29 protein-coding genes and 1 other RNA gene are annotated in these 26,037 nt (G+C 63.3%); 23 read left to right on the top strand and 7 right to left on the bottom strand.

Annotated features, from left to right (window positions below; genetic code table 11):
• The first annotated feature begins 28 nt into the window (after positions 1–28).
• The 18 genes from SPISAL_RS04820 (at position 29) to SPISAL_RS04740 (ending at position 15,424) form a co-directional block, all read left to right on the top strand.
• Positions 29–679: an SOS response-associated peptidase gene (locus SPISAL_RS04820; protein WP_016353347.1), complete on the top strand. Its 651-nt coding sequence runs from the start codon at positions 29–31 to the stop codon at positions 677–679.
• Between the two features lie 40 nt (positions 680–719).
• The gene (locus SPISAL_RS04815; RefSeq protein ID WP_016353346.1) at positions 720–1,625 is read left to right on the top strand and encodes a ring-cleaving dioxygenase; all 906 of its coding nucleotides are present in this window, start codon (positions 720–722) and stop codon (positions 1,623–1,625) included.
• Positions 1,626–1,748: 123 nt separating this feature from the next.
• On the top strand, positions 1,749–2,831 hold the full coding sequence (locus tag SPISAL_RS04810; RefSeq protein WP_016353345.1) for a Fic family protein: 1,083 nt from the start codon (positions 1,749–1,751) through the stop codon (positions 2,829–2,831).
• Positions 2,828–3,085 (top strand): hypothetical protein, encoded by a 258-nt coding sequence (locus tag SPISAL_RS08890; RefSeq protein ID WP_187287959.1) that lies wholly within the window; start codon positions 2,828–2,830, stop codon positions 3,083–3,085. Before SPISAL_RS04810 ends, SPISAL_RS08890 begins: the two co-directional genes overlap by 4 nt.
• 195 nt (positions 3,086–3,280) lie before the next feature.
• A complete protein-coding gene (locus tag SPISAL_RS04805) occupies positions 3,281–3,586 on the top strand; it encodes a hypothetical protein (protein WP_016353344.1) in 306 nt (101 codons plus the stop codon).
• Positions 3,587–4,426 carry an urease accessory protein UreD gene (locus tag SPISAL_RS04800; protein ID WP_016353343.1) on the top strand — a complete coding sequence of 280 codons (840 nt, stop codon included), beginning with the start codon at positions 3,587–3,589 and terminating at the stop codon, positions 4,424–4,426.
• Positions 4,427–4,435: 9 nt separating this feature from the next.
• On the top strand, positions 4,436–4,771 hold the full coding sequence (locus SPISAL_RS04795; protein WP_016353342.1) for an urease subunit gamma: 336 nt from the start codon (positions 4,436–4,438) through the stop codon (positions 4,769–4,771).
• Positions 4,768–5,076 carry an urease subunit beta gene (locus SPISAL_RS04790; RefSeq protein WP_016353341.1) on the top strand — a complete coding sequence of 103 codons (309 nt, stop codon included), beginning with the start codon at positions 4,768–4,770 and terminating at the stop codon, positions 5,074–5,076. The genes SPISAL_RS04795 and SPISAL_RS04790 overlap by 4 nt, the downstream gene beginning before the upstream one ends.
• The gene (ureC, locus tag SPISAL_RS04785; protein WP_016353340.1) at positions 5,073–6,776 is read left to right on the top strand and encodes an urease subunit alpha; all 1,704 of its coding nucleotides are present in this window, start codon (positions 5,073–5,075) and stop codon (positions 6,774–6,776) included. Before SPISAL_RS04790 ends, ureC begins: the two co-directional genes overlap by 4 nt.
• 9 nt (positions 6,777–6,785) lie before the next feature.
• Entirely contained in the window at positions 6,786–7,238 is a 453-nt protein-coding gene (ureE, locus tag SPISAL_RS04780) for an urease accessory protein UreE (protein ID WP_016353339.1), read from the top strand.
• Positions 7,174–7,911 (top strand): urease accessory protein UreF, encoded by a 738-nt coding sequence (locus SPISAL_RS04775; protein ID WP_245539888.1) that lies wholly within the window; start codon positions 7,174–7,176, stop codon positions 7,909–7,911. The genes ureE and SPISAL_RS04775 overlap by 65 nt, the downstream gene beginning before the upstream one ends.
• Positions 7,912–7,940: 29 nt before the next feature.
• The gene (ureG, locus tag SPISAL_RS04770) at positions 7,941–8,567 is read left to right on the top strand and encodes an urease accessory protein UreG (protein ID WP_016353337.1); all 627 of its coding nucleotides are present in this window, start codon (positions 7,941–7,943) and stop codon (positions 8,565–8,567) included.
• A gap of 163 nt (positions 8,568–8,730) precedes the next feature.
• Positions 8,731–10,047, top strand: coding sequence for an urea ABC transporter substrate-binding protein (gene urtA, locus SPISAL_RS04765; RefSeq protein WP_016353336.1), 1,317 nt, complete (start codon positions 8,731–8,733; stop codon positions 10,045–10,047).
• A gap of 52 nt (positions 10,048–10,099) precedes the next feature.
• Positions 10,100–11,716, top strand: a complete 1,617-nt coding sequence (gene urtB / locus SPISAL_RS04760; protein ID WP_016353335.1) for an urea ABC transporter permease subunit UrtB — start codon at positions 10,100–10,102, stop codon at positions 11,714–11,716.
• Positions 11,717–11,719: 3 nt separating this feature from the next.
• Positions 11,720–12,850, top strand: coding sequence for an urea ABC transporter permease subunit UrtC (gene urtC / locus SPISAL_RS04755; protein WP_016353334.1), 1,131 nt, complete (start codon positions 11,720–11,722; stop codon positions 12,848–12,850).
• Positions 12,847–13,683, top strand: coding sequence for an urea ABC transporter ATP-binding protein UrtD (gene urtD / locus SPISAL_RS04750; RefSeq protein ID WP_016353333.1), 837 nt, complete (start codon positions 12,847–12,849; stop codon positions 13,681–13,683). Before urtC ends, urtD begins: the two co-directional genes overlap by 4 nt.
• 3 nt (positions 13,684–13,686) lie before the next feature.
• Positions 13,687–14,376, top strand: coding sequence for an urea ABC transporter ATP-binding subunit UrtE (gene urtE, locus SPISAL_RS04745; protein ID WP_016353332.1), 690 nt, complete (start codon positions 13,687–13,689; stop codon positions 14,374–14,376).
• A 52-nt stretch (positions 14,377–14,428) separates the two neighbouring features.
• Complete coding sequence (locus SPISAL_RS04740; RefSeq protein ID WP_016353331.1) at positions 14,429–15,424, top strand: helix-turn-helix transcriptional regulator; 996 nt, start codon at positions 14,429–14,431, stop codon at positions 15,422–15,424.
• Here SPISAL_RS04740 and SPISAL_RS04735 read toward each other — a convergent pair.
• The 3 genes from SPISAL_RS04735 to SPISAL_RS04725 are packed head-to-tail and all read right to left on the bottom strand — an operon-like array spanning position 15,421 to position 18,244.
• The gene (locus SPISAL_RS04735; RefSeq protein ID WP_016353330.1) at positions 15,421–16,716 is read right to left on the bottom strand and encodes a TRAP transporter large permease; all 1,296 of its coding nucleotides are present in this window, start codon (positions 16,714–16,716) and stop codon (positions 15,421–15,423) included. The two genes, SPISAL_RS04740 and SPISAL_RS04735, sit on opposite strands and share 4 nt — an antisense overlap.
• A complete protein-coding gene (locus SPISAL_RS04730; RefSeq protein WP_016353329.1) occupies positions 16,716–17,216 on the bottom strand; it encodes a TRAP transporter small permease in 501 nt (166 codons plus the stop codon). The genes SPISAL_RS04735 and SPISAL_RS04730 overlap by 1 nt, the downstream gene beginning before the upstream one ends.
• A 20-nt stretch (positions 17,217–17,236) precedes the next feature.
• The gene (locus SPISAL_RS04725; RefSeq protein ID WP_041389632.1) at positions 17,237–18,244 is read right to left on the bottom strand and encodes a DctP family TRAP transporter solute-binding subunit; all 1,008 of its coding nucleotides are present in this window, start codon (positions 18,242–18,244) and stop codon (positions 17,237–17,239) included.
• A gap of 193 nt (positions 18,245–18,437) precedes the next feature.
• On the opposite strand from SPISAL_RS04725, the gene SPISAL_RS04720 reads away from it, so the two are divergent.
• Positions 18,438–19,319: a Brp/Blh family beta-carotene 15,15'-dioxygenase gene (locus SPISAL_RS04720; protein WP_016353327.1), complete on the top strand. Its 882-nt coding sequence runs from the start codon at positions 18,438–18,440 to the stop codon at positions 19,317–19,319.
• Between the two features lie 4 nt (positions 19,320–19,323).
• On the opposite strand, the gene SPISAL_RS04715 is transcribed toward SPISAL_RS04720, so the two are convergent.
• From SPISAL_RS04715 to SPISAL_RS04705, 3 genes are all read right to left on the bottom strand, one after another.
• The gene (locus SPISAL_RS04715) at positions 19,324–19,590 is read right to left on the bottom strand and encodes a DksA/TraR family C4-type zinc finger protein (protein ID WP_016353326.1); all 267 of its coding nucleotides are present in this window, start codon (positions 19,588–19,590) and stop codon (positions 19,324–19,326) included.
• Positions 19,583–20,641 carry an NAD(P)-dependent alcohol dehydrogenase gene (locus SPISAL_RS04710; RefSeq protein WP_016353325.1) on the bottom strand — a complete coding sequence of 353 codons (1,059 nt, stop codon included), beginning with the start codon at positions 20,639–20,641 and terminating at the stop codon, positions 19,583–19,585. Before SPISAL_RS04710 ends, SPISAL_RS04715 begins: the two co-directional genes overlap by 8 nt.
• Before the next feature lie 155 nt (positions 20,642–20,796).
• Positions 20,797–21,366 (bottom strand): pyridoxamine 5'-phosphate oxidase family protein, encoded by a 570-nt coding sequence (locus tag SPISAL_RS04705; RefSeq protein WP_016353324.1) that lies wholly within the window; start codon positions 21,364–21,366, stop codon positions 20,797–20,799.
• A gap of 92 nt (positions 21,367–21,458) precedes the next feature.
• Here SPISAL_RS04705 and SPISAL_RS04700 point away from each other — a divergent pair, with 92 nt between their 5' ends.
• The 4 genes from SPISAL_RS04700 to SPISAL_RS04685 all read left to right on the top strand — a co-directional run bounded on the left by SPISAL_RS04700 (position 21,459) and on the right by SPISAL_RS04685 (position 25,585).
• Positions 21,459–22,190, top strand: a complete 732-nt coding sequence (locus SPISAL_RS04700) for an SDR family NAD(P)-dependent oxidoreductase (RefSeq protein WP_016353323.1) — start codon at positions 21,459–21,461, stop codon at positions 22,188–22,190.
• 135 nt (positions 22,191–22,325) lie between these two features.
• Complete coding sequence (locus SPISAL_RS04695) at positions 22,326–22,823, top strand: beta-class carbonic anhydrase (protein ID WP_016353322.1); 498 nt, start codon at positions 22,326–22,328, stop codon at positions 22,821–22,823.
• Positions 22,824–22,894: 71 nt separating this feature from the next.
• The gene (locus SPISAL_RS04690; protein ID WP_016353321.1) at positions 22,895–24,115 is read left to right on the top strand and encodes an NAD(P)/FAD-dependent oxidoreductase; all 1,221 of its coding nucleotides are present in this window, start codon (positions 22,895–22,897) and stop codon (positions 24,113–24,115) included.
• Positions 24,116–24,205: 90 nt separating this feature from the next.
• Positions 24,206–25,585 (top strand): PhoH family protein, encoded by a 1,380-nt coding sequence (locus SPISAL_RS04685; RefSeq protein ID WP_016353320.1) that lies wholly within the window; start codon positions 24,206–24,208, stop codon positions 25,583–25,585.
• Between the two features lie 50 nt (positions 25,586–25,635).
• Here the strand turns inward: SPISAL_RS04685 and ssrA are convergent.
• Positions 25,636–25,993, bottom strand: a transfer-messenger RNA (tmRNA) gene (gene ssrA, locus SPISAL_RS08820).
• Positions 25,994–26,037: the final 44 nt, after the last annotated feature.

Genomic DNA, 26,037 nt, shown 5'->3' with positions numbered 1-26,037 from the left:
ATATTCACCGGTGCAGACTGTCAGACCAATGTGCGGCCGCTACGTTCTAAACGCCAAGGGCGCGGACATCGCCCAAGCCCTCGGCACATCCGAGGCGCCCGATGTGACGCCGTCCTTTAATATCCCACCCGGTACTCGGCAGTGGGTCGCGCATGCGGACGGCGAGGGCGATGTGGCGTTGGATCAGCTGGCGTGGGGATATCGGCCAGTCTGGGCGGGGGATGACGCACCACAGCCCATCAACGCCCGGGCCGAAAAGGCGGCGGTGTCACCGTTTTTCCGGGATGCGTTTGCCCGGTATCGCTGCGTGGTGCCCGCTTCGGGGTGGTACGAGTGGCAAAAGGCGGAGGGCGCGAAGACACCGTATTACGTAACCACCGCGGCCCCGCTGCTGTTCTTCGCCGGTCTCTATGACCCGCCGCGGGAGGATAGCGGAGGGTCCTTTGCCATCATCACCCAGCCCGCCGCGCCCTCAATTCGGCATATCCACCCGCGTATGCCGGTGGTGCTGGATCAGGCCTGCCTGCGGCATTGGCTGGACCCCGCTCGTAAAACGCGCGATGAGGTGAGGGCGGTGACTCGCGCCCTAGACCCCAGTGCGCTCACGGCCTGGCCCGTGGATACGCGGGTGAATAAGCCGGCGAACGACGACGCCGAATTGATTGCCGAGGCGCAGTGAGCTTGGGCGCCATTTGGCGCCAGTTTGTTAGGCTGGCCGAATGAACCCAGTCAACGGCCTTCACCACATCACTGCGGTTGCTGCCGATCCACAGCGCAATCTTGATTTCTATGCCGGCGTGCTCGGACTGCGTCTGGTGAAAAAGACCGTCAATCAGGACGATCCGTTTACCTATCACCTGTATTACGGGGATGCCCTAGGCCGCCCGGGCACGGCGATGACGTTTTTCCCCTTCCCCGGTGTGCCCGCGGGGCAGCCCGGGCGTGGCCAGCCGCTTGAGACGCGGTTTGCGGTGCCGGTGGCGGCGCTGGATGACTGGCGTGCGCGACTGGCGTCGGCCGGGGTCGCTGTGGAGCAGGCATCGGCCGCAACCGGCGCGCCAATGGTGCGGTTTCGCGACCCGGATGGCCTGCCGCTGGCGCTGATGGGCCAATCAGAGGCGGGCATCGAGCCGGGCATGGCCATTCGGGGCTTCGCTGGGATGACGCTCTCGAGTCATCGCCCGGAGGCGACGGCCCGCGTGCTCACCGAGCTGCTTGGGTATACCGAGGCACAAGCTGACGACGAGGGACGCGTCTTTCACAGCGCGGACGGTGGCCCGGGCGATCAACTCCACCTGCTTCATGACGTTGCGCCAGGGCAGCCGGGATACGGCACGGTCCATCATGTGGCCTTTCGGGTGCCGGATCGCCCGGCGCTGCTCGAGATGGTCGAGCGCGTGCAGGCCACGCGGATGCCGTGCTCGGGCGAGGTGGACCGGTTCTATTTCCGCTCGGTGTATTTCCGGGAACCCGGTGGGATGCTCTTTGAGATTGCCACCGATGATCCGGGCTTTACCGTCGACGAGCCTGCCGAGTCGCTCGGCGAGGCACTCAAGCTTACTGAGGCGCATGAGAGCATGCGCGAGGCGATCGAATTACAGTTGCCCCCGCTGAGCAGCCCCTGAGTAGGTTTTGATCCTACCGCCCAGGCTGGGCTGTTCAATTTCAACGGTTTGTGAGAAGTTAAGCCTTATCCTGATCAAATAATCCGTTTTTTGAGCAGTTTTTGCAGACTAAGGGAGCGGGTGATGGCTTTAGCGATCGATGAATACTTTCCGCCCCGACAGTCACTCGAGACATTGCCGGTCATGCGCGCGCTTGTGGCGGCCCATCGAAGCCTCGCAGAGTTGAAAGGGGTGGCCAAGACGATTCCCAACGAAGGTCTGCTTGTCTCAACGCTCTCTCTTCAGGAGGCGCAGAGCAGCTCCGCGATTGAGAACATTATTACGACTCAGGATGCGCTCTATCGCCAGCAAGTCCAGCCGTCACAAGCGGACCCAGCGACCAAGGAGGTGGCGCGTTATGTCGATGGCTTGCTGGTCGGTCTGCAGGCGGTACGCCGGACAGGCCTGTTAACCGTCAACACGATCATCGACATTCAGGCTGTCCTCGAGGGGAACACCGCGGGCTTTCGAAGAACACCGGGCACTGTGCTTAGGAACGAGCAGACCGGCGAGGTGGTTTATCAGCCACCATCGCCAGAGCGGGTTCCTGAGCTGATGTCTCAGCTTGAGAGCTATCTCCATGATGAGGCACCTTCCGATCCGTTGATCCGGATGGCGGTCGCCCACCATCAGTTCGAGCGCATTCACCCGTTTTACGATGGTAATGGCCGGACCGGACGCATCGTTAATGTTCTGGCACTGGTTCGTGAAGGGTTGCTGGACTCTCCAATCCTCTACCTTAGCCGTTATATCAACCAAACCAAGGTGCGGTACTACACGGAGTTGCAGCATGTGAGTAACACGGGTGACTGGGAACGTTGGCTGGTTTACCTGCTAGAGGGCGTCGCAGTAACGGCGAGCCATACAACCCGACTGGTGGAGGCGACTGGGGACTTGCTGCATTCACATAAGCACATTATTCGACAGCGGCATCGCTTCTATAGCCAGGATTTGATCAACAACATCTTTCGACATCCCTACACGAAGGTCGCGTTTCTCGAGCAGGATTTAGGGGTGTCGCGGGCAACAGCCACTCGGTATCTGGATGCGTTGGCCTCGGACGGCATCCTCGAGAAGCATCGGCTTGGCCGACAGAACTATTACGTGAACCGAGATTTGGTATCGCTGTTATTTAACCTGCCAGCGCTCGAGGAGGCAAAGGAATGACCGACACGCTGTTGCGTCACTGGGTTATGTTGCGGCGTATTCCGCGGCATCCGAGAAAGATTACTGTCCGTGAGCTGCTGGCTTACCTGAAGGATCAGGGTTATCCGACCACTGAGCGGACCGTTCAGCGCGATCTCACCCGGTTGTCCGGTCAACTCTTCGGGTTGATGCAGGACGATCGTTCCCGGCCGCATGGCTGGTGCTGGCGTGCTTGCGACGGGCGATTGAGGACGTCGTCATGGTGCAGCCGGTAGTCAACAGATGGATCGTGGGGCAGGCCGCTCCTTGAGTCAGTCGATTTGCATCAATTTGGTGCCAAATGAGCCGGTTTGGTGCAAAAAACTGCACCGGTGGTGATTGCTGTGCGAGTTTCTGCCCCGATCTGATGCTTGGCAAGCGAATTGCATATTGCGAGGCGTTACTCAATCACCACGATCAGGGAGTCAAGCATGCATCGGAATCCACTCGTCGTCTTCCTTGCCGGGCTGCTCGCCAGCTCGGCGACGTGGGCCCACAGCGCTGAGCAGACCGGCCACGGCCTGATGTTCTTCCACTGGCACATCGCCGACACCGGCCACGTGCTGGGCATGTCCCCGGCCATGCTCGGAGTGGGCGCGTTGCTGCTGGCCATCGTTGCAGTGGTGGGCAGTGCCCGGTTCCGGCACGCCCGTCGTGCGCCGGCGGCGTTGTCGCTGGCCGGTACCGCGGCGGCGTTCGCTTTGATTGGCACCGGGCTGATCGCAGGCGCCGTTTAAATGGCGGCGGTGGCACCGGCAGCCCCCGATCCAGGATGGCGGGCGCGGCTCGATCTCGCCTTCGTGCCCACCCCCGCCCGCACCGTGCTGGCGCGGCGGCGCCATGAAGGGCCGTTGCGGGTGCAGCGAAGCTTTCACCCTGAGGGCGCCCCCTGCCATAGCTATGTCCTGCATCCCCCCGGTGGTGTGGTGGGGGGTGATCGGATCAGCCTCGACGCCGATGTCCGGGAGGGGGCATGGGCCCTGTTGACGACGCCCGGTGCCACCAAGTTCTACCGCAGTCTGGGCCGCACGGCGACGCTGCGCCAGAACCTGCGCGTCGCCCCCGGGGCGACACTGGAGTGGCTGCCCCAGGAGCAGATCGTGTTCTCGGGGGCGATCGTCGAGGCATTGACCCGTATTGATCTGGGTGCTGACAGCCGCTGCTTTGCCTGGGAGCTGAACTGCCTGGGCCGTCCGGCCGGCGGGCTGCCGTTCGAGTCGGGATCGCTCCGCCAGCGTCTCGAGGTCTGGCGCGAGGGACGGCCGGTGCTGCTGGAACATGCCCGTATCGAGGGCGGTCGCCGCGCGGTGGACGCGCCTTGGGGCCTTAACGGCCAGCCGGCCTTCGCCACCCTGGTGGCCGGCCCGGCGGATGCCGATGCACTGACGGCGGCGCGTGGGGTGTTGGCCGCAATGCCGGGCGAGGCCTCGGCGACCCGACTGGAGGATCTGCTGGTCGTACGCTGGCGGGGGGCGGGCGCGCTTGAGGGATATGCCCTGCGCGAGCGCCTCTGGGCGGCGTTGCGCCCCTTGTTGATGGGGCGGCCGATGTGTCGGCCCCGAATCTGGAATACCTGAGGAGGACGCATGCAACTCACGCCGAGAGAAAAGGACAAGCTGATGCTCGCCACCGCCGCGATGGTCGCCGAGCGGCGCCTGCATCGGGGGGTTCGACTGAACTACCCGGAATCGATGGCCTACATCGCCAACGCCATCGTCGAGGGCGCGCGCGATGGCCGCAGCGTGGCCGAACTGATGAGCGAGGGGACGCAGCTGCTGAGCCGCGAGCAGGTCATGCCCGGCATCCCGGAAATGCTCAGCGAGGTCCAGGTCGAGGCGACTTTCCCCGACGGGACCAAGCTGGTGACGATTCACGACCCCATTGCTGAAGCGGCCGATGACGGCCACGCGGTGTCATCATGATTCCCGGCGAGGTGATCACGGCGGCCGGCGAGATCGCGCTCAACGCGGGGCGGGAGACCCTGACCGTCCGAGTGGCGAACGCCGGTGACCGGCCGATTCAGGTCGGATCCCACTACCATTTCCACGAAGTCAATCCGGCGCTGGAGTTTGATCGCGACGCCGCGCTCGGCCACCGGCTCAACATCCCGGCCGGCACCGCCGTGCGGTTTGAGCCGGGGCAGTCCCGCGAGGTCGAGCTGGTGGCCTACGCCGGTGATCGCGCGATCTATGGCTTTCGCGCCGCAGTCATGGGGGAGTTGGAATGACCTCGATTGAGCGATCGGCCTATGCCGAGATGTATGGCCCGACCACCGGCGATCGCGTCCGGCTGGGGGATACCGATCTGTTCGTCGAAGTCGAGCGGGATCTGACCTGCTACGGCGATGAAGTGAAGTTCGGGGGCGGTAAGGTCATCCGCGACGGCATGGGCCAGAGTCAACGTGATAATGAAACCGCCGTCGATCTGATCATCACCAACGCCCTGATCATTGACTACACCGGTGTCTATAAAGCTGACATCGGGGTCCGTGACGGCCGGATTGCGGGCATCGGCAAGGCCGGCAACCCCGATACCCAGCCCCACGTCGACATCGTGATCGGCCCCGGCACTGAGGTGCTCGCCGCCGAGGGCAGCATCGTGACGGCCGGGGGCATTGATGCGCATATCCACTTCGTCTGCCCACAGCAGATTGAAGAGGCGCTGATGTCGGGCGTGACCACCATGCTGGGCGGCGGCACCGGTCCGGCGACTGGTACCAATGCCACCACCTGCACGCCGGGCGCGTGGAATATCCACCGGATGCTGCAGGCCGCCGAGGCCTTCCCGATGAATCTCGGTTTCATGGGCAAGGGCAACGCGAGCCTGCCCGAGGCGTTGCATGAGCAGATGCAGGCCGGGGCGATGGGGCTCAAGCTGCATGAGGACTGGGGGACGACGCCGGCGGCGATCGATAACGCGCTCGACATCGCGGAGCAGTACGACGTCCAGGTGGCCATTCATACCGATACCCTGAACGAGTCCGGGTTCGTCGAGGACACCCTTGCGGCTTTCAAAGGACGGACCATTCACACCTATCATACGGAAGGCGCGGGCGGCGGCCACGCCCCCGACATCATCCGCGCCTGCGGGCAGTCCAACGTTCTGCCGTCGTCCACTAATCCGACGCGCCCGTACACCCGCAACACCATCGATGAGCATCTGGACATGCTCATGGTCTGCCACCATCTCGACCCGGCCATCCCCGAGGATGTCGCCTTTGCGGAATCGCGGATCCGGCGCGAGACTATCGCCGCCGAGGACATCTTCCACGACCGCGGTGCGTTCTCGATGATCGCGTCCGACTCGCAGGCCATGGGTCGGGTCGGCGAGGTGATCACCCGCACCTGGCAGACCGCCCACAAGATGAAGGTGCAGTTCGGGCCACTCGCTGAGGACAACGATCGGCATGACAACCTGCGGGCCCGGCGCTACGTCGCCAAATACACCATCAATCCGGCGATCGCACACGGTATCGCCCACGAGGTGGGATCGCTGGAGGTGGGCAAGCTGGCTGATCTGGTGCTCTGGAAGCCCGCTTTCTTCGGCGCCAAGCCGGGCACGATCGTCAAGGGCGGCATGATCGCCGCCGCGCCGATGGGGGATCCCAACGGGTCGATCCCCACGCCGCAGCCGGTGCATTACCGGGGCATGTTCGGCGCCCATGGTGCGGCGGTGGCCGAGACCGCGGTGACTTTCTGTTCCCAGGCCGCGATCGAAGCGGGCATCGGCGGGCGACTGGACCTCGACAAGCGCCTGGTGGCGGTCAAGGACTGCCGCGACGTGGGGAAGGCCGATATGAAGCTCAATGACTGGCAGCCCGAGGTCAGTGTCGACCCGCAGACCTACGAGGTCCGCGCCGATGGCGAGCTGCTGACCTGCGAAGCGGCGGTGGAGCTACCGCTTGCACAGCGCTATTTCCTTTTCTGAGGGGCTGTCATGGAGACACTGACACAACGGCTCGGGGCCCTCGCGGCGGATCAGGATGTGGTCGGCACGCTGGTCCTGACCATCGAGCAACGTGAGCGCTCGCGGTTTCGGGCCACGCTGGATAATGGCGAGGTCATCGGCGTGATCCTTGAGCGCGGGGGGGCGGCCCTGCGCGCGGGTGATGGACTGGCTGACGACACCGGCCGGATCTACCGCGTCGAGGCCGCGCCCGAGCCGGTCAGCACGGTGCGCTCGGACGACCCGCTGGTGCTGCTGCGGGCCGCCTATCACCTGGGTAATCGGCATACGCCATTGGAAGTGGCCAAGGGCTACCTGCGCTACCGCCATGACCATGTGCTCAATGAAATGGTGCGCGGGCTCGGCGCTGAGCCCACTCATGAAACCGCCCCTTTCCAACCCGAGTCCGGGGCCTACGCCGGCGGTGGTCACCATCATGGTTGAGGGCGTTGATGCCCGAACGCTGCGGCTTTGGCAGCTGCTGAGCCCGACACTGCCGGTGGGCGCCTACGCTTATTCGGCGGGCCTGGAAACCGCCATTGAGCAGGGCTGGGTCGGCGATGAGCCGTCGCTGGTTGATTGGGTTGGCGGCCAGTTGCAGAGCGGGATCGGGGCGCTTGATCTGCCCGTACTGGCGCGTCTGCAGGCCGCCTGGCAGCGCGACGACCGCCCGGCGGTCGAGGTCTGGACCGCTCGTCTGCTCGCGGCCCGGGAAACCGCTGAGCTGCGCGCCGAGGATATTCACATCGGCCGGGCACTGATGCGGCTGCTCGGCGAGTTCGGGATCAGCGAGGCGCTCACTTTCGACCGTGACCGCAATGTCACCTGGGCCACCGCCTTCGCACTGGCCACCGCGCGCTGGTCCATCGGCATGGATCAGGCGGCTCTCGGCTATGCCTGGGCCTGGTCCGAGAATCAGGTGGCGGCGGCGGTCAAGCTCGTCCCCCTGGGGCAGAGCGCCGGTCAGCGTGCGCTGCTTCGTATCGCGGACGCCATCCCCGGGGCCGTCGACAACGCCGCTGCCCTCGATGATGAATCCATTGGTGCCACCACCCCAGGCGTCAGCCTGGCCAGCGGCTGGCACGAGGTCCAGTACTCACGGCTGTTCCGCAGCTGAACGATCATAATTCCGGAGGATGACCCGTCATGACAGATAATCCCACTCCGCTGCGCGTCGGTATCGGTGGACCGGTCGGATCCGGCAAGACCGCCCTTACGCTGGCGCTGTGCCGGGCGCTTCGCGAGCGCCTGTCGCTTGCCGTGGTCACCAATGATATCTACACCCGCGAGGATGCCGAGTTTCTCTCGCGCCACGAGGCATTGCCCAGCGGGCGCATCGTCGGCGTTGAAACGGGTGGGTGTCCGCATACCGCCATCCGCGAGGATGCGTCAATGAACCTCACCGCGGTCGCCGATCTGCAGGCGCGCTTTGGTGATCTCGATGTGGTGTTCATTGAAAGTGGTGGCGACAACCTCTCGGCCACGTTCTCGCCGGAACTCTCCGATCTGACCCTGTACGTCATCGATGTATCGGCCGGCGACAAGATCCCGCGCAAGGGCGGCCCCGGTATCACACGCTCTGACCTGCTGGTCATCAATAAGACCGACCTCGCGCCGCAGGTGGGGGCGTCGCTCGACGTGATGGCCCGTGACAGCCGCATGATGCGCGGCGAGGCCCCGTTCCAGCTTGCGAGCATCGCCGCCGGAGAGGGCGTTGAGGGCATCATCGAATTCATACTGCGGGAGGGCATGCTGGCCCGCTCGGTGGCCTAGCCTGCACTACGAGCGGGAATCGCCGGTCGCGGCCGCACCAGTGTGGCGCATGCGACACCGGTTGACGCCTGCCGGGCGGTGCCCCGAACAGCTGGCACGTTAATTGCTATCCAGTGAACAGGCCGATGGTCGGCCTGATGATTCACTTCAAAGGAGTTCACGCATGTACGCAAAGAAGCGACTGCATAACGGCGTGGCAAGTACGCTTGCCGCTGGCGTTCTGGCGCTTGGGCTGGGAGGCAACAGCGCACTGGCCCAGGAGGAGGATCCGATCAAGGTCGGCATCCTGCATTCACTCTCCGGCACGATGGCGATCAGTGAGACGGCCCTCAAGGAAACCGTCGAGATGCTCATCGAGCAGCAGAACGAGAACGGCGGCCTGCTTGGACGCGAAATTGAACCGGTGGTCGTGGACCCGGCCTCGGACTGGCCGCGATTCGCCGAGCAGGCAAGGCAGCTGCTGGCGGACGATGAGGTTGATGTGGTTTTCGGCACCTGGACATCGGTTTCGCGAAAGTCCGTCCTGCCGGTGTTCGAAGAGCTCAATGGGTTGCTCTTCTATCCGGTGCAGTATGAGGGCGAGGAATCCTCCGAGAACGTCTTCTATCTGGGCGCATCGCCCAACCAGCAGGCCATTCCCGCGGTTGATTACCTGATGGATGAGCTTGACGTGGAGCGCTTCGCGCTGCTGGGGACCGACTATGTCTATCCCCGCACCACCAACAAGATCCTCGAGCAGTACCTCATGGATAACGGGGTGGCCGAGGAAGACATCATGATCAACTACACGCCGTTCGGGCATTCCGACTGGCAGAGCATCGTCTCGGATGTGCGCGACTTTGGTGGCCAGGGTGAGAAGACCGCCATCGTCTCGACCATCAATGGTGACGCCAACGTGCCGTTCTACACCGAGCTGGCCAACCAGGGCGTCTCCGCCTCGGATATTCCGGTCGTGGCCTTTTCGGTGGGTGAGCAGGAGCTTGCCGGAATCGATACCGAACCGCTGGTCGGTCACATGTCGGCGTGGAACTACTTCATGAGCGCGCCGACCACGGAGAACGTCGAGTTCATCCAGGCGTGGCATGAGTTCAAGGACGATACCTCGACGGTCACCAACGATCCGATGGAGGCCCATTACATCGGCTTCAACATGTGGGTCGAGGCCGTGCGCCGGGCCGGTACAACCGACGTTGAAGCGGTGCAGGACGCGATCATCGGCGTGACCGTCCCCAATCTCACCGGCGGCTACGCCACCATGATGCCCAACCACCACATCACCAAGCCGGTGATGATCGGCGAGATCCAGCCTGATGGGCAGTTCTCGGTGGTCTGGGAAACCAACGGCGAAGTGGCCGGTGATGCCTGGTCAGACTATCTCCCCGAGAGCAGCGACATCATCGCCAGCTGGCGGGCACCGTTGCTCTGCGGCAACTACAACGTCGAGACCGGCGTGTGTTCAGGTCAGGACTACGGCGACTGACCATGGTGACGCTGCCCCGCCGCCGGTGGGGCAGCGCCTTGAGGGATCATTCATGAAACGCTTTGCCCGATGCATGCTGGTCAGTCTGCTCATGGCCCTGGGTCTGACGGCGTCGCCCGCCGGGGCGGCGGATGACGAGGCGTTGGTCTCGAGTCTGCGCCAGCTCAATGAGGGAAGTTTTGATGACAAGGCAGCGGCGGTCCGCACGATTGCTGAGAGTGGCCACCCGCGGGCAGTGCCCGTGCTGCAGGCCCTTCTCGACAGCCGGCTGTACTTTCGGATCGGGGGTGGTGAGATCGTCATCGCCGACAGCCTTGATTCGGGGTTTGCGGTGACCGATCCGCTCAGTGGCGATCGGGTCGGCGAGGCCTCGCAGTACGAAATCCGCCGGGTGAGCATCAACAACGCGGTTCGCACCGAAGCGCGCAAGATGCTGGCGCTGGCGGGACTCTCCAGCCCCGATCGCCAGGCGCGCAGCGAGGCGGTCGAGCGTCTGCTGGAATCCTCCGACCCGGCGATTGCCGAGCGCATGGAGGGCCTCGTCGCGGAAGAGCCCGTCGATGCGATTCGCCGGGATATGTCGTTGGCGATTGGGCTGGCGCGTCTTGATGCCCCTGAGGCGGCGATCCGGCTGGAAGCGCTGGAGACACTGGATGGCTCGCTGCGCAATCGGGTGCGCAATGAGGTGCGCCGGCTGGCGGAAAACGACCCCGATCCGGCCGTCCAGGCCCGTGCCGCTGAGATCCTCACCGGCATAGAGGAGCGGCGGGATCTCTGGGGACTGGGCGAGCAGATATTCTTTGGTCTGTCGGCGGGATCGGTCCTCATGCTCGCCGCTTTCGGGCTGGCCATCACCTTCGGGGTGATGGGCGTCATCAACATGGCGCACGGCGAACTGATCATGCTCGGCGCCTACACCACCTATGTGGTCCAGCTGCTGATGCCCAATGCAATCGATTATTCGCTGTTCGTCGCGATTCCGGCGGCCTTCCTGGTCACCGGGGTGTTTGGCGTGGCCATCGAACGCGGAGTCATCCGGTTTCTGTACGGGCGGCCGCTCGAGACGCTGCTCGCCACCTTCGGTATCAGCCTGATCCTCCAGCAGCTGGTGCGGACGGTGTTCTCGCCACTCAACCGCCAGGTGAGTACGCCAGATTGGATGAGCGGCGCCATCGAGGTCAATGCGGCCCTCAGCCTGACGCTCAACCGGCTCTATGTGATTGCGTTCGCGTTTCTGGTGTTCGGGTTGCTGCTGTTGCTGTTCAAGCGCACCACGCTGGGCCTCAAGGTGCGGGCGGTGTCACAGAACCGCGCCATGGCGCGGGCCGTGGGGGTCAGTTCATCGCGCATTGATGCACTGACCTTCGGCCTGGGGGCGGGGGTCGCCGGCCTTGCCGGTGTCGCGCTGTCGCAGATCACCAATGTCGGCCCCAATATGGGTCAGGCCTACATCATCGACTCATTCCTGGTGGTGGTGTTCGGGGGCGCCGGCAGTCTCTGGGGCACGCTGGTCGGCGGGCTGTCGCTGGGCGTGCTCAATAAGTTCCTCGAGCCCGAAACCGGCGCCGTTCTCGCCAAGGTGCTGGTTCTGGTGTTCGTGATCCTGTTCATCCAACGCCGCCCGCAGGGACTGTTCCCCCAGCGTGGTCGCGCGGCATCGGAGGGCTGAGGCATGGCGACCCCGCAATCCTCGGCCACCCGGCTGATTCCCGAGCGCCCCTGGCGGCGGCTGCTGCATGGCGACATGGGTGGCCGGATACTGCTGGGTGCGCTCGCGGTACTGATTGTCGTGATACCGATCCTCAACCAGGGGGTATCGCCGTCGTCGCCGTTTCATGTGAGCGACTACACGGTCAATCTGCTCGGCCGCTATCTGTGCTTCGCCCTGCTGGCGCTGGCCCTCGATTTGGTGTGGGGCTATGCGGGCATTCTCAGCCTGGGGCATGGCGCGTTCTTTGCCCTGGGTGGGTATGCCATGGGCATGTACCTGATGCGCCAGATCGGCGACCGCGGTGTCTATGGCGATCCGGTGCTGCCGGATTTCATGGTCTTTCTGGGCTGGGAGCAGTTGCCGTGGTTCTGGTACGGCTTTGATCAGTTCTGGTTTGCCGCACTGATGGCTCTGCTGGTGCCCGGTGTGTTCGGCTTCATCTTTGGCTGGCTCGCGTTCCGTTCGCGGGTCACCGGGGTGTATCTGTCCATCATCAGCCAGGCGATGACCTATGCCTTCATGCTGGCGTTTTTCCGTAATGAGATGGGATTCGGCGGCAACAACGGCCTGACCGACTTCAAGGATATCCTGGGGTTCAGTCTCTCCGATCCCCAGACACGCCTGGCGCTGTTCGTGGCCTCAGCGCTCGCGCTTGGACTGGCCTATCTGCTCTGTCGCATGGTGGTCCGCTCGCGGGCCGGCCGTGTCGTCCGTGCCGTGCGCGATGCCGAGCCACGCACACGCTCGCTGGGCTATCGCACCGATCACTACAAACTCTGGATCTGGACCCTCTCGGCGATGCTGGCCGGAGTGGCCGGGGCGCTTTATGTCCCCCAGGTGGGGATCATCAATCCGAGCGAATTCTCACCGCTCAACTCGATTGAGATCGTGGTCTGGGTGGCGGTGGGCGGTCGCGGCACGCTTTACGGCGCGGCACTGGGGGGCGCGCTGGTCAATTATGCCCAGACGCTGTTGACGGCGATGATCGCCGAGCTCTGGCTGTTCGCCCTGGGTGGGCTGTTTGTCGCGGTCACCATGTTTTTCCCGCGTGGACTGGTGGGGCTTTTAAGGCGCCGGGAGGATCGCTCATGAGCCTGCTGGACAGACCGCGCGAGGTCATGCGCCGGGATCGGGTATTTGACTTCATGATGCCGGACCCCCTCGAGGCGGGGCGCGTGGATACCCGCCACGGCCCGATCCTCTACCTCGAGGACATCACCGTCAGCTTCGACGGGTTCAGGGCGCTGGATGCCCTGACCCTGTACATCGATGTCGGCGAGCTGCGCTGCATCATTGGGCCCAATGGCGCCGGCAAGAGCACCATGATGGACGTCATCACCGGCCGCATCCAGCCCGATCAGGGGCAGGCTTGGCTGGGCCAGCGCCTGGATCTGCTGCGCATGCAGGAGACAGACATTAGTCGTGCCGGCATCGGCCGGAAATTCCAGAAACCGACGGTATTCCCTGAGCATCGGGTGGTCGAGAACCTGGAACTGGCCATGGCGGGCCCGCGCGGTGTCTGGTCCACGCTGCGCCAACATCTCGACGGTGAATCGCGGGATCGTATCGATTCGGTGCTCACCGAGATCGGGCTGCAGTCGGCGGGGCATTCGCGTGCCGGGCAGCTCTCCCACGGCCAGAAGCAATGGCTGGAGATCGGCATGCTGCTCATGCAGAACCCCCAGGTGCTGCTGGTCGATGAGCCGGTCGCCGGCATGACGCATCAGGAAATGGACCGCACCGGCGAGCTGCTGCAGCGTCTTGCGGGTCGCCACTCGGTGGTGGTGGTTGAGCATGACATGGACTTTGTGCGCTCCATCGCTCGCACGGTTACCGTCCTTCACCAGGGCTCGGTCCTTGCCGAGGGGTCCATGGATACCGTCCAGGCCGACCCCCGCGTGGTCGAGGTGTATCTCGGAGACTAGCGCATGCTGTCGATACGCAAGCTGAATCAGTACTACGGCGAGAGCCATACCCTCTGGGATGTGGACTGCGAGGTCCCGGCCCAGGGCTGTACCTGCCTGATGGGCCGGAACGGCGTCGGCAAGACTACGGTGCTTAAGACGGTGATGGGCCTGCTGCCGGCAGCGTCGGGGGAGATCGAGTTCGATGGTCGCCGCATCGAGTCGCGACCTGCCGAGCAGCGCGCCCGTGGGGGCATCGGTTATGTCCCCCAGGGCCGCGAGATCTTCCCCCTGCTCAGCGTGGAAGAGAACCTGCGGGTCGCCCGGACGTCGGTAGGGCGCCGTGACATCCCGACGCTCGTCCATGAGCTGTTTCCGGTGCTCCATGATATGCGCCACCGCCGGGGTGGTGATCTTTCCGGCGGCCAACAGCAGCAGCTGGCGATTGGGCGGGCATTGTGTCTGGAGCCCCGGCTGCTGATCCTCGATGAACCCACCGAGGGCATTCAGCCCAATATCGTCCGCGAGATCGGTGAAGTGATTCAGCGATTGAACCGCGATCAGGCGATGACCGTGCTGTTGGTTGAGCAGAAGCTGCCCTTCGCCCGTCGCACCGCGGATCAATTCGTCATCCTCGACCGCGGTCGTTCGGTGGCGGACGGCCGTATGGACGAGCTGGGGGACGATCTTGTCCGGCGCTACCTGACGGTGTAGCCGATTGGCGTTAGAGTAGGCGGGTAGAAACCGATTCACGGATGGAATCGCGATGACCGACACGCTGTTGCGCCATTGGGTTATGTTGCGGCGTATTCCGCGGCATCCGAGAAAGATTACTGTCCGTGAGCTGCTGGCTTACCTGAAGGATCAGGGTTATCCGACCACTGAGCGGACCGTTCAGCGGGACTTGATGCGCCTGTCTGGCCAGATCTTCGGCTTGATGCAGGATGACCGCTCTCGGCCCCACGGCTGGTGCTGGGACCGGGATGCAGGTCAAATGGACATCCCCGGCATGGAGCCGCAAACGGCGCTGGCCTTTAAGCTGGCTGAACATTTTTCGGGCCGACTCATGGCACCGTCTACCCGCAGCACGCTTGAGCCTTATTTCCGGCAGGCCGAGCAGGTGCTCGCTGAGACGCCCAGCCCGGTCAGCGCCTGGCCGGAAAAGATCCAGTCCATCACCCGCGGCCAAAGCCTTATCCCGCCGGCGATCGACCCCGAGATCCTGCACACGGTCTATGACGGGCTATTTAATGACCGCCAGTTCCGCGCGCGCTATCACCGCCGCTATGACGGGGAAACGCGTGACTATGTGATCAGCCCGCTGGGTATCGTTTTCCGCGACGGGGTGGTGTATCTCGTCTGCCAGCGCAATGGCCGGGACGACGTGGTGCATCTGGCCATGCACCGGTTCCTGGAGGCCAAGGGTCTCGATCAACCCGTGCATCGCCCCGCGGATTTCGATCTATCCGCTTACGTGAACCACGGCGGGCTCAACTTCAAGCTCAGTGATGAGCCCCTCGCCATTGAATTACAGGTCACCGCCGAGACGGCCGTGCACCTCGAGGAAACGCCGCTCAGCACCGATCAGCGCATAACGAATGCCCAGGACGGGCGGCGACGGATTACCGCCACCGTCCCCGACACCGCCCAGCTTCGCTGGTGGCTCCTGGGCATGGGGGATCAGGTCGAGGTCACCGCCCCCCAGGCTTTGCGTGAAGAGCTCGTCGAGCGCTTGAACCAGGCGCTCGCGCAATACCGCTAGACCCGGTAACCCAGCACCTCGGGCAGCCACAGGGCAATGGCGGGGAACAGCACGATCAGGGCGAGCGCCACGATCATGCTCAACACGAACCACAGCGTCCAACCGAGGGTGGATTCGATGCTGACGCCGGCGATGCGTGAAGTGACCAGCAGATTAACCGCCACCGGTGGCGTGAACTGACCAATCGCGATGGTCATCGCCATTACGATGCCGAACCACACCGGGTTCCATTGGAAGGCGCTCACGATGGGCATCAGAATCGGGATCAGAATGATATAGATGGATACCCCGTCCAGCACCATGCCGATCAGGATCAGGAAAACGAGCACCAAAAAGAGCACGACAGCCGGATGATCAGACACGGACAGGACCGCCTCGGCCGCCTGATCGAAAGCCCCCAGCGTACTGCCTGCCCAGGCGAAGATACCGGCCATCGAGATGATGAGCAGTATGATGCCGGACATCATCGCGGCATCGACAAGGGCTGAATAAATGGCCCGGGCACTGAGATTGCGATAGACCACCAGGCCGATGAACAGCCCATAGGCCACGGCAACGACAGCGGCTTCGGTGGGGGTGAAAAGCCCACTGCGCAGCCCGCCAAGAATCAGCACGGGCGCGAACAGGGCGGGTAGGGCGCGTACAAACGCCTTTTTAAGATCCGGTCGTGCCTCCGACTCCCCGGATTCGAAATGATGTCGCCGCGAGAGCCAGAGGGCCGGTAGCAAAACCGCGCCGCCGGCCACGAACCCCGGGAGGAGGCCGGCCGCGAAGAGGGCACGAATATCCACCGACGGCACCAGGATGGAGTAGATGATGAGCGCCACGGAGGGCGGGATCAGAATGGCGGTTGAGGCGGAGGCCGCGATCACCGCCGAGGAGAAGGCCTTGGGGTAACCCGCGCGCATCATGCTCGGGATCATCACCGTGGCCACGGCGGCGGCGTCGGCCGGGCCCGAGCCGGACATGCCGCCCATGATCATGCAGACCACCACGGCCACCGTGGCAAGCCCGCCCCGGCGCACGCCCACAATCGCGCGCGCAAATTCGACCAGGCTGGCGGCCACGCCGGATCGCTCAAAGATAATGCCTGTCAGCACAAACAGCGGAATGGCGACCAGCGGGTATTTGGCGATGGCGTTGAAGGTGTTGGTGCCCAGCGTGGCCAGCATGGCGGGGGGCAGTCCCACCACAATGCCCGCCACCCCAGCGATACCGAGCGCGGTCGCGATGGGCGTGCCGATCACGATGGCGGTGGCCATCACCACAAAGATCAGCAATTCCGGGGCCATCAGTCCGGCACCTGTTGCCGGACCTGGCGCTGAAATCGGCCGATCAGCCGGGCAATGATGACCAGCGCGGCGATGGGCAGCCAGATGGAATACCACCAGGCGGGAATGCCCAGCCCCGGTGTTGTGGCATCGAAAAGCCACTCCTCGTAGGCGAAGCGCCCGCCAAACCAGACCACCAGCGCGAAGATCGTCAGGTTGGCGATGAGCGTGGTGAGCGTTGCCGCCCAGCGCACACGCGTTGGCATGCGCTCAAGAAAGAAGCTGATGCGGATCTGCTCGTCGCGGGCAAAGGCAACGGCCGAGCCGAAAAAGGCCAGGATGACCAGCATGAAAACGGAAATCTCCTCGGTAAAGGCAAAGGAGAAATCCGTGAAGTAGCGCACCAGCACGTTGGCAAAGCTGATCAGACAGATCAGTGCCAGCGCGCCGGCGATAATGGCTTTCTCAATGGCCAGCGGCACGCGGGGTGACGCGTGCCGCTGGTCGATTTCTCGTTTCATGAAAAGATGATCAGCGTGGGTTAACGATCAGCGATCGCCTCGCGGGCTGTGTTCACCAGGTCTTCACCGATCACCGGTGTCCACTCTTCGTAGACGCTGGCGGTGGCCTCACGGAAGGCCGTGCGCTGCGCATCGGTGAGCTCGGTGACGGTGACGCCGTGGCCCTCAATGCTCTCTCGCAGTGAGGGCACCGCCGAGCGCGACCCCTCGATCTCCCAGAGGCCTGCATCGATCGCGGCCTGCTCGATCATCGCCTGATCCTCGGGGCTGAAGCTCGCCCAAATGTTGCGGTTGGCCGCAAAGATCAGCGGGTCGGCCATGTAGTGCCAGCGCGTCAGGTAGGTCTGGCCCACTTCGTGGATGTTCGCGATATCAAAGACAGAAAGCGGGTTTTCCTGGCCGTCAACGGCACCGGTGGAGAGCGCGGGTTTGGCATCCGCCCAGCTCATCTGTGTCGGGTTGGCGCCCAGGGCGTTGAATGTGTCCTCAAACAGCGGTGAGCCCACGACACGGATCTTCATGCCCTCAAGATCCGAGGGCTCGGTGATCACACCCTTGGAGTTGGAGAGCTCGCGAAAGCCGTTCTCACCCCAGGCCAGCGGCACCACGCCCTTGCCGCGGACGGCCTCGAACACCATCTCACCGGCCTCGCCCTGTGTGAGTGCATCAATGGCCTCGTAGTCGGGCATCAGGAAGGGCAGCGAGAACAGATTAAGCTCCGGCACCTGGGGTGACCAGTTGATGGTCGAGCCAATGGCAAAGTCGATCACGCCACTGCGCAGCGCCGGGAATTCCCGGGTCTGATTGCCGCTGACCAACTCGGCGTTGGGGTAGACCTTGAAGTTGATCTCGCCGTCACTGCGCTCGGCGACCAGATCGGCCCAGCGCTCGGCGGCCTCACCCCAGGGGAAGGGCGTTGGGAGCACGGTCGAGACCGTGTATTCATCCTTGTACTGCGCAAACGCCTGGGCGGATGTCAGTGCCATGAGTGCGGCACTGATCAGCGCCAGAAGGGTGGTTTTTTTCATGGTGTCCTCCTCGTTATTGAAATTATTCACGCGATCCTATCCTGACTTGCGCTTTTCTGCACCATGCGCTGAGCCACAGATCGCAAGACCTGATCCGGATCAAGCAAGCCGCGGGTTTGAGCGGCGTAACCCCCAACCCCCTGCTATGTTGGCGCCAATGCAATCGTGACTCACTGCCTGGGGAGAATGCGTCATGGAAACCGTTGAGCGTCCGCCGGCCTTTTGGCTGTTTCCGATCGGGCTGTTGCTGGCCGTGGGGGTCTCTCTGCTGCCGGGGCAGTGGCCTTTGTATACCGTCCTCGGGGTCGCAACCGCTTTTCTGGGCCTGCCGCATGGCAGTCTCGATACGGCGGTGGCGAAGCGGTATCTGCCACTGCAAAGCCCGCTGCGCCTTGGCGGTTTTTTTGCAGCGTACATGGCGCTCAGTGCTGTGGTGCTGGCGGTGTGGTGGCAGGCGCCGGATGCCGCGCTGGTCGTCTTTTTACTGTACTCAGCCGTGCATTTCGGTGATGACGTCGCGGCCCGCATCGGGCGAATCGGCGGCTCGGGTTATGGGCTGTGGATTGTCTCGCTGCCGGTGGTGTTTCAGCCCGAGGTGGTCGTGCCGCTGTTTGAAATGCTTGGCAGCACGCAGCCGGGGTTCATCGTTCAGGCGGCGCCGTGGTCGCTGGCGCTCGGGGGTGCGTTGTTGTTAACCGGGCTTGTGACGCATTCCACTCGGCAGCTCAGCGACTGGCGCGATCCTCTGCTGCTGGTGCTTGGCGCCTGGCTCCTGCATCCGCTGGCGTATTTCATCGCCTACTGGTGCTTTTTGCACAGCCCGCGGCATCTTGAGGTGGCGTCTCGGGACCTGGGTCTTGAGAGCTGGGGAGAGAAGCTGCGTGCGGTTGCGCCAACCACGTTGGCCACGTACGCCCTGGCGATTGCGGCCATTCCCTTTCTGGTTGGCCTGCCGGCGGATGCCGTGCTGCTGCGGGTGATCTTTGTGGGCCTGGCGGCGCTGACGGTGCCGCATATGGTGGTGGAGTTCATTGCCGAGGCGCGGGGTGCCGGGCGGGAGCCGCAGCCGGCCTGAGCCGCTAGCGCAGCTGACTGTCCTTGCTGCCGCGGCGGTTGTAACCGCTGGTGTGGGCCTGAGCCTGGTCTTCAGCCTCCTGGCAGGCAACGCATAGGCGTACACCTGGCATGGCCTGTTGCCGGCCTTCAGGGATCGGGGCGTCACAGGCTTCGCAGTGAGTCAGGCTGACGCCCTGCGGCAGGGCGCTCTGCGCCCGCCGCACGGCGTCGTTCACGGCGCTTTCGATTTCGTCCTGCGCCGCATCCTCACTGCCAAATCCCTTAGCCATTGCCCTTCAGCGTGGCCATATCGATGACAAACCGATATTTCACATCACCCTGCTTAACGCGCTCGTAGGCGGCATTGATGTTGTGAATATCGAGCATTTCCACATCGCAGGTGATGTCGTGCTTGGCGCAGAAATCCAGCACTTCCTGCGTCTCGGGCATGCCACCAATAAGCGACCCGGCCAGAACGCGACGGCCAAAGATCAGGCTGCCGGCGTGCAGGGCGGGCTCGATGGGCTCCACCAGCCCCACCAGAATATGCGTGCCATCATGGCGCAGTAGCGCGAGGTAGGGGTTGAGGTCGTGCTGCACCGGAACGGTGTCGAGCATGAAGTCAAACGAGCCAGCCGCGGCTTCCATCTGGGCCTCGTCGGTAGACACGATGACGTGCTCAGCACCCTGCGACTTCGCCTCATCCACCTTGTTCTCGGAGCGGGTGAACACGGTCACCTCCGCCCCCAGCGCCTTGGCGAACTTGATGCCCATGTGGCCAAGGCCACCCATGCCGATCACGCCAACCTTGTCGCCCGCCTTGACACCGTAGTGCCGCAACGGCGAGTAGGTGGTGATCCCGGCGCAAAGCAGGGGTGCCGCGGCGGCCGGGTCCAGCTGCTCGGGGATATTCACCACAAACCGGTCGCTCACCACGATGGCCTCGGAGTAACCGCCGAAGGTGATGGAATGGTCGTGGCGATCCTGGCCGTTGTAGGTGAGGGTAGGGCCCTCGATGCAGTACTGCTCGAGGCCCTCCTGGCAGGGCTCGCACTGCCGGCAGGCATCGACCATGCAGCCCACGCCGACCACATCGCCAGGCCTAAAGCCGGTCACCGCGTCGCCGACCGCTGACACTCGCCCCACGATCTCATGGCCAGGAACAACAGGGTACTGCGTCATGCCCCAGTCGTTCTGCGCGAAGTGGATATCGGTGTGGCAAACCCCGCAGTAGTCGATGTCGATGGCGACATCATCGGGGCGGAGCGCGCGGCGCTCCAGGGTGAACGGTGCGAGGCCGGATTGTTCGGAGTGGGCGGCAAAGGCTTGGGCTTCAGACATATAAAACGCTCTATGCAGTGTGTGAAAAAGGGGTGTAACCCGCAAGCGTTGATCCTACGTGACTTTTCTCCCGACCGGGGCAGTTACCGAGAGTTCCCACTGCTTCGATGTAAATTAGAGTCAGCCGCTGATGCCGGCTGAGTAGGCCGAGCGCGCTAGGGCACGACCCACTGCCCGGCCCACCCATCGCCGCGGTGGTAGCGCGCACGGCGGTGCTGATAGCCCAGGTGCAGGATGTCCATGTGCTTAATGGTGAGCTCGAGCACGGCGAAGGCGGTGAGATCGGGCCATTTCTCGTAAGCCAGTCCATCAGCGATGGCGCCGCCTGAGGCCGGGTGGAAGCCATAACAGCTGCGTGCGTGGTCGGTGAGCTGTGTCCACACGGGTGCTAGCGTCTCGCCGGTGAGGATCTCCACCTCGGCGCCAAGGCGCATCTGCAGGTGGGCGACATTGTCCCAGACATGCACGGCAGCAAACGGGTGAGCCTGCACGTCATCGACCTTGTCGGCATGGCGGTCCGTGTAAATGCGGAGTTGCCCGGTGTCCGGGTCGGCGCTGCGCAGCACGACCGTGCGTGCCTGGGGCAGGCCGGCGTGATCAACCGTGGCGAGCGTCGGGTGCCGAGCCGGGGCGCGCCGATCGGCGACACCGCGCGCCAGGCGCTTCCAGGTCTGATCAAGCAGCGTATCGAGGGATCGGGCCCACTCGTGCAGTTCTTCAGTCATCCCGCCATTCTATCGAATCGCCCTGCGTTGGCGTGAATTCCGCTGGGCTATCGGTGTCCGATCCGGTACATCCGCGAATAGGAAGCAAGGTAATGACTGCACCGTTTTTTATCATGGGCGCCCACGGCGGGATCGGTGAGGCGCTGGCGAGGCGCCTGGCGGCCGCGGGTTATCCGCTGGCGCTATCGGCACGCGAGCCATCGAGCATCGAATCGCTCGCTGAAGAAACGGGCGGGACCGTGGTCAGTTGCGATGTCATGGATAGCGATTCGATTAAGGCCGCGGTCGACGCGGCGCAGACGGAGGAGGGGCTTGCTGGGCTCGCCTACTGCATCGGGAATATCGTGTTAAAGCCGCTCAAGAGCATCAACGCGTCGGATCTGATCGATTGCTACCGGCTGAATACGGTGGGCGCAGCACTGGCGGTGCAGGCCGCCGCGCCGGCGCTTAAAAAGGCGAAGGGCAGTGTCGTGATGTTCTCCACGGTTGCCGCCGAACAGGGCTTTGGTAACCACGCAGTGATTTCTGCGGCCAAAGGGGGCGTCGAAGCGTTGGCGCGGTCACTGGCCACCGACCTGGCCCCGGACGTGCGGGTCAACTGCATTGCCCCGAGCATTAGCGAAACAGGCATTGCCAGTCAGCTCCTGTCCAGCGAGCCAATGGCGGAGGCACTCGCCGCGGCCCATCCGCTGAAGCGGGTTGGTGCAGCGGACGACCACGCGGCGTTAGCGGCATTTCTGCTGAGCCCTGACGCGGGCTGGATCACCGGTCAGGTATTTCCGGTCGATGGCGGTCGGGGCGCGCTGCGGACGAAAGGTCAGTAGGGCCGTCAGGACCGGCGCCTCGCATTAGCAGGCTTGCGCCCTTTGCGACTAACGTCATGAAAACTCGGTATTAATCAGAAAGCGCGCCGACTGATACGGTCACGCATCAATCAAGATAGCGAGGAGCTTACCGTCATGAGTCGAGCCGATGAGTTTGTTGAAGCGAATCACGCATACGCCCGGGACTTTGATCAGGGTAATCTGCCCATGCCGCCTGGGCGTCAGGTTGCGATCGTCGCCTGCATGGATGCGCGGCTGGATGTTTATCGTCTGCTTGGCCTCGGGCTTGGCGAAGCGCATGTCATTCGGAATGCAGGTGGCGTGGTCACGGACGACGTCGTTCGCTCACTGCTGATCTCTCAGCGGCTGCTCGGCACCACCGAGATTGTCCTGATTCACCACACCGACTGCGGCATGGTCACGTTCAAGGATGATGCCGTGAAAGCTGAGGTCGAGAAAGAGACCGGGCATCGGCCGGCCTTCGCGCTGGATGCCTTTGATGACCCTTACGAAGATGTCCGTCAGTCGATCCGCCGATTGAAAGCCGTCCCGTATCTCCCCAATGGCCAGGCGATCAGTGGCTTTGTGTACAACGTCAGTACAGGCGAGTTGGAGGCGGTTCCCGCAGACTGACCAGTTGAAGCCTTCGTTTTAGCGGTCGAGGTCAGCTAGCATGCAGGATTGATTTGCAGCGAGCCCAGTCCATGTCGCTTTCCTCGAACGGCCCCCATAATCGCGATGGCCTCAGTGTCGCCATCATTGGCAGTGGCATTGCCGGTGCCTCCGCGGCGAGAGGGCTGGCATTGTCAATGCCAGAGGCACTGAGTCGCGTCACGCTCTATGAGATTGGCCGGGGCCCTGGCGGACGCGCCTCCACCCGAAAAACACGCGCGATTCCCGAACTGCGGATCAATCATGGTGCGCCCTATGCGGACATCTCCACGCCGGAGGGGTTGGCCGTATTGTCCTCGCTCGGCGACGCCGTTGCCCCTTATCTCGGTGACCGCGTGTTGATTGATGGCAAAACGGGCGAGCTCCGCCCGCGCGAGGCCGGTAACGGCGAAGCGTTAATCACCGGGGGCAATGGCGAGATGGCGGAGTTCGCTGACAGGCTTCTACGAGATCGCGATAACACCGTTCTCTCACCGATCGTGTCCGCGTATTCAACGATGGTCAGAGGCCTGGCCCGCGGTGAGGATGAGGGGGCGCCGTGGGTGCTGACGGACAAGAGCCAGGACGAGGTGGGACGGGCGGACTGGCTGGTCGTCGCTGGGAGCGGTGTGGCGCACCCGCGCTGGTCGGACACGTTTGGCGGTGAAGCGCCGCTGGTTCAAGCCACATCAGCGCTGGAGGATCCCCGCCTGGATGCGGCCCTTGAGTGCATCGGGCAGCAAACGGCGGCCCCGGTACTGACCGTGTTGTTCTACTGCACGGGCGAGGCCGCCGCGCACTGGCAGCGTCTCGGCTTTAATGATGGCCTCATCGAGGGCCATAGTGTGCTCGCAAAGGTGTCGATACAGCCCTGTGGTGACTCGGGTTGTGCGATTGTTTTGCACTCGACAACCGCCTATGCCCGGGACAATGCCGGGGTTCACGGGTCGTCATCGAGTGCCGCGCGGGTTGGCGATGCCGCTTCGGACACCACCCGCGAGGATGGGCTCATTGAGGAGATGCTCGCAGCGCTTGCCGAGATTCCGGGGCTGCCTGCGATTGAGCGATCGCAGTGCGCGTTCGGGCCGTTACTGCACCGGTGGGGTAACGCGTTTCCCGAGGGTGAGCCGTTGCCGGCGGCGCTGTCGGTCTGCCCGGACGCTCGGGTCGCCTTCTGCGGTGATTACATCAGCACAGCGGCCCGGATGGGCAGTTGCGAGAGTGCCTTGCTCTCGGGCGTGCATGTGGCAGACGCGCTATCGCGTCTAAGTTGACGGGCCCGGTGATACCGCAATAAGGCTGTCGCATTTCCGCCATAGGCTGGAAATGGTTTTGAAACGGACCCTTATAACGGAGTGCCGACCATGATTCAGCCACTCAATGCGAGTGCCCGACGTTCCTACATCCTTGACACCAACGTCCTCATCCATGACCCCGCCGCCGTTCTGAAATTTGACGAGCACGAAGTGCTTATCCCGATGACCGTTCTTGAAGAGTTGGACGGACTGAAAACCGGTCGGTCTGACACGGCCCGCTCGGCGCGGCAGGCCACCCGAAACCTGAGCCAGCTACTCGAGGGGCATAGCCCGGCCGAGGTTCATGCCGGTATTCCTATCCACAAGGCCAGTGGTGTGGGTGGAACCCTGCGGTTCCTGCCGACACCGGATCTGTCGAACAGCGACACATTCCATCAAGCCACGCCGGATAATCTCATTCTGGCCGCGGCGATTGCCGCAGGGCAGGCGCCTTCCTCATCAACGCCCATTGTGATCAGCAAGGACGTCAACTTGCAGGTCAAGGCGGCTGCGCTTGATCTTCGTGTAGAGGACTATCGCCACGACAGCGTGCTGCGCGACAGCGACTCCATGAGCGATGGCGTCTGGCGGACGGGTCGGGTCTGGGGTGACCTCGAGGCCTATGAGTTGGGTGGTGAGAGCGCCTCGGGGCGTCCGCGTTATGCGGTAAGAGGCGATGCGGTGGCTGAGTGGCATCCGGGCATGCTGGTTCGTGACGACGAGGGGTTTGAGGCGATTGTCCGGCGCCATGATGACCGTGAAGCCGAGGTTGAGACCTGCTCGAGCTACCGAAACGGCCGCAATCTCTGGGGCGTGAATGCACGGGATGCCCATCAGAACTTTGCGATGAACCTGCTCATGGATGACACCATTGATCTGGTGAGTCTTGCGGGTGCCGCTGGCACGGGGAAGACGTTCATCGTGATGGCGGCTGCCTTATCGCTGGTTTTTGACGAGCGGGCGTTCGAGCGGGTGGTGATTACTCGAGAGACCACACCGATGGGTGAGGAGATCGGTTTTTTGCCTGGCACGGAAGAGGAGAAGATGAACCCATGGATGGGCGCCTTTCAGGATAACCTCAACGAACTGCTGCGCGTTCAGGACGAGAATGTCTCAACCGCCGCTCGGCATTTTCTTGAATCCCGCGTGCAGATGCGATCGATGGGATTCATGCGCGGGCGGACGTTCACCGATACCCTGTTAATCATTGATGAGGCGCAGAATCTCACGCCTCGGCAGGTCAAGAGCTTGGCAACGCGGGCTGGGCGTAATACCAAATTGATCTTTATGGGCAATGTTGGCCAGATTGATACACCGTATCTCACCCCGTCGACCTGCGGACTGGCCTATCTGGTCGAGCGATTCCTCTTCTGGCCGCATGCGGGTCATGTCACGCTCCGCACTGTCGAGCGCTCGCGCCTTGCCCAGACCTCCGAGGAGGTGCTGTAACCCGAGTACAGACATAAAAAAACCCCGCCAGGGCGGGGTTTAAGGGGTGTTGGTGGAGACGGCGGGAATCGAACCCGCGTCCGAAGGACCTCCGCCCCAGGGTCTACATGCTTAGCGCCGTTTTTATTTTTAGTGGTCACCAACCCAACGGCCAGGGTGCAGCAACCACGATCCCGTTATGTTTCGCCGAGCGAGTCCGGGCTCCCCGCTGGGCTAGCCTGTGTAATATGCCTGTCCTAACACCCACCACAGGCGATGAGGTGCGGACAGCTCACGGGTGTTTAGGCCGCGAGTGCGTAGTTGTCGTCGTTGGCAACTATCTTTTTTGTCACATGATTAACGAGGTTGAGTGACATCCTCGGCATGCACCTGGAGTTTCGCGACCTGCGTCGAAGCCATGTCGTCCCCAGTACGTGAATAGACAGAATATACCCGTTCAGGATCCGCGAGAA

The sequence above is a fragment of the Spiribacter salinus M19-40 genome (assembly GCF_000319575.2).
GTDB lineage: Bacteria > Pseudomonadota > Gammaproteobacteria > Nitrococcales > Nitrococcaceae > Spiribacter > Spiribacter salinus.
Note: the sequence above shows the minus strand (reverse complement) of the source record. Positions and strands in the feature narration are given on the sequence as shown.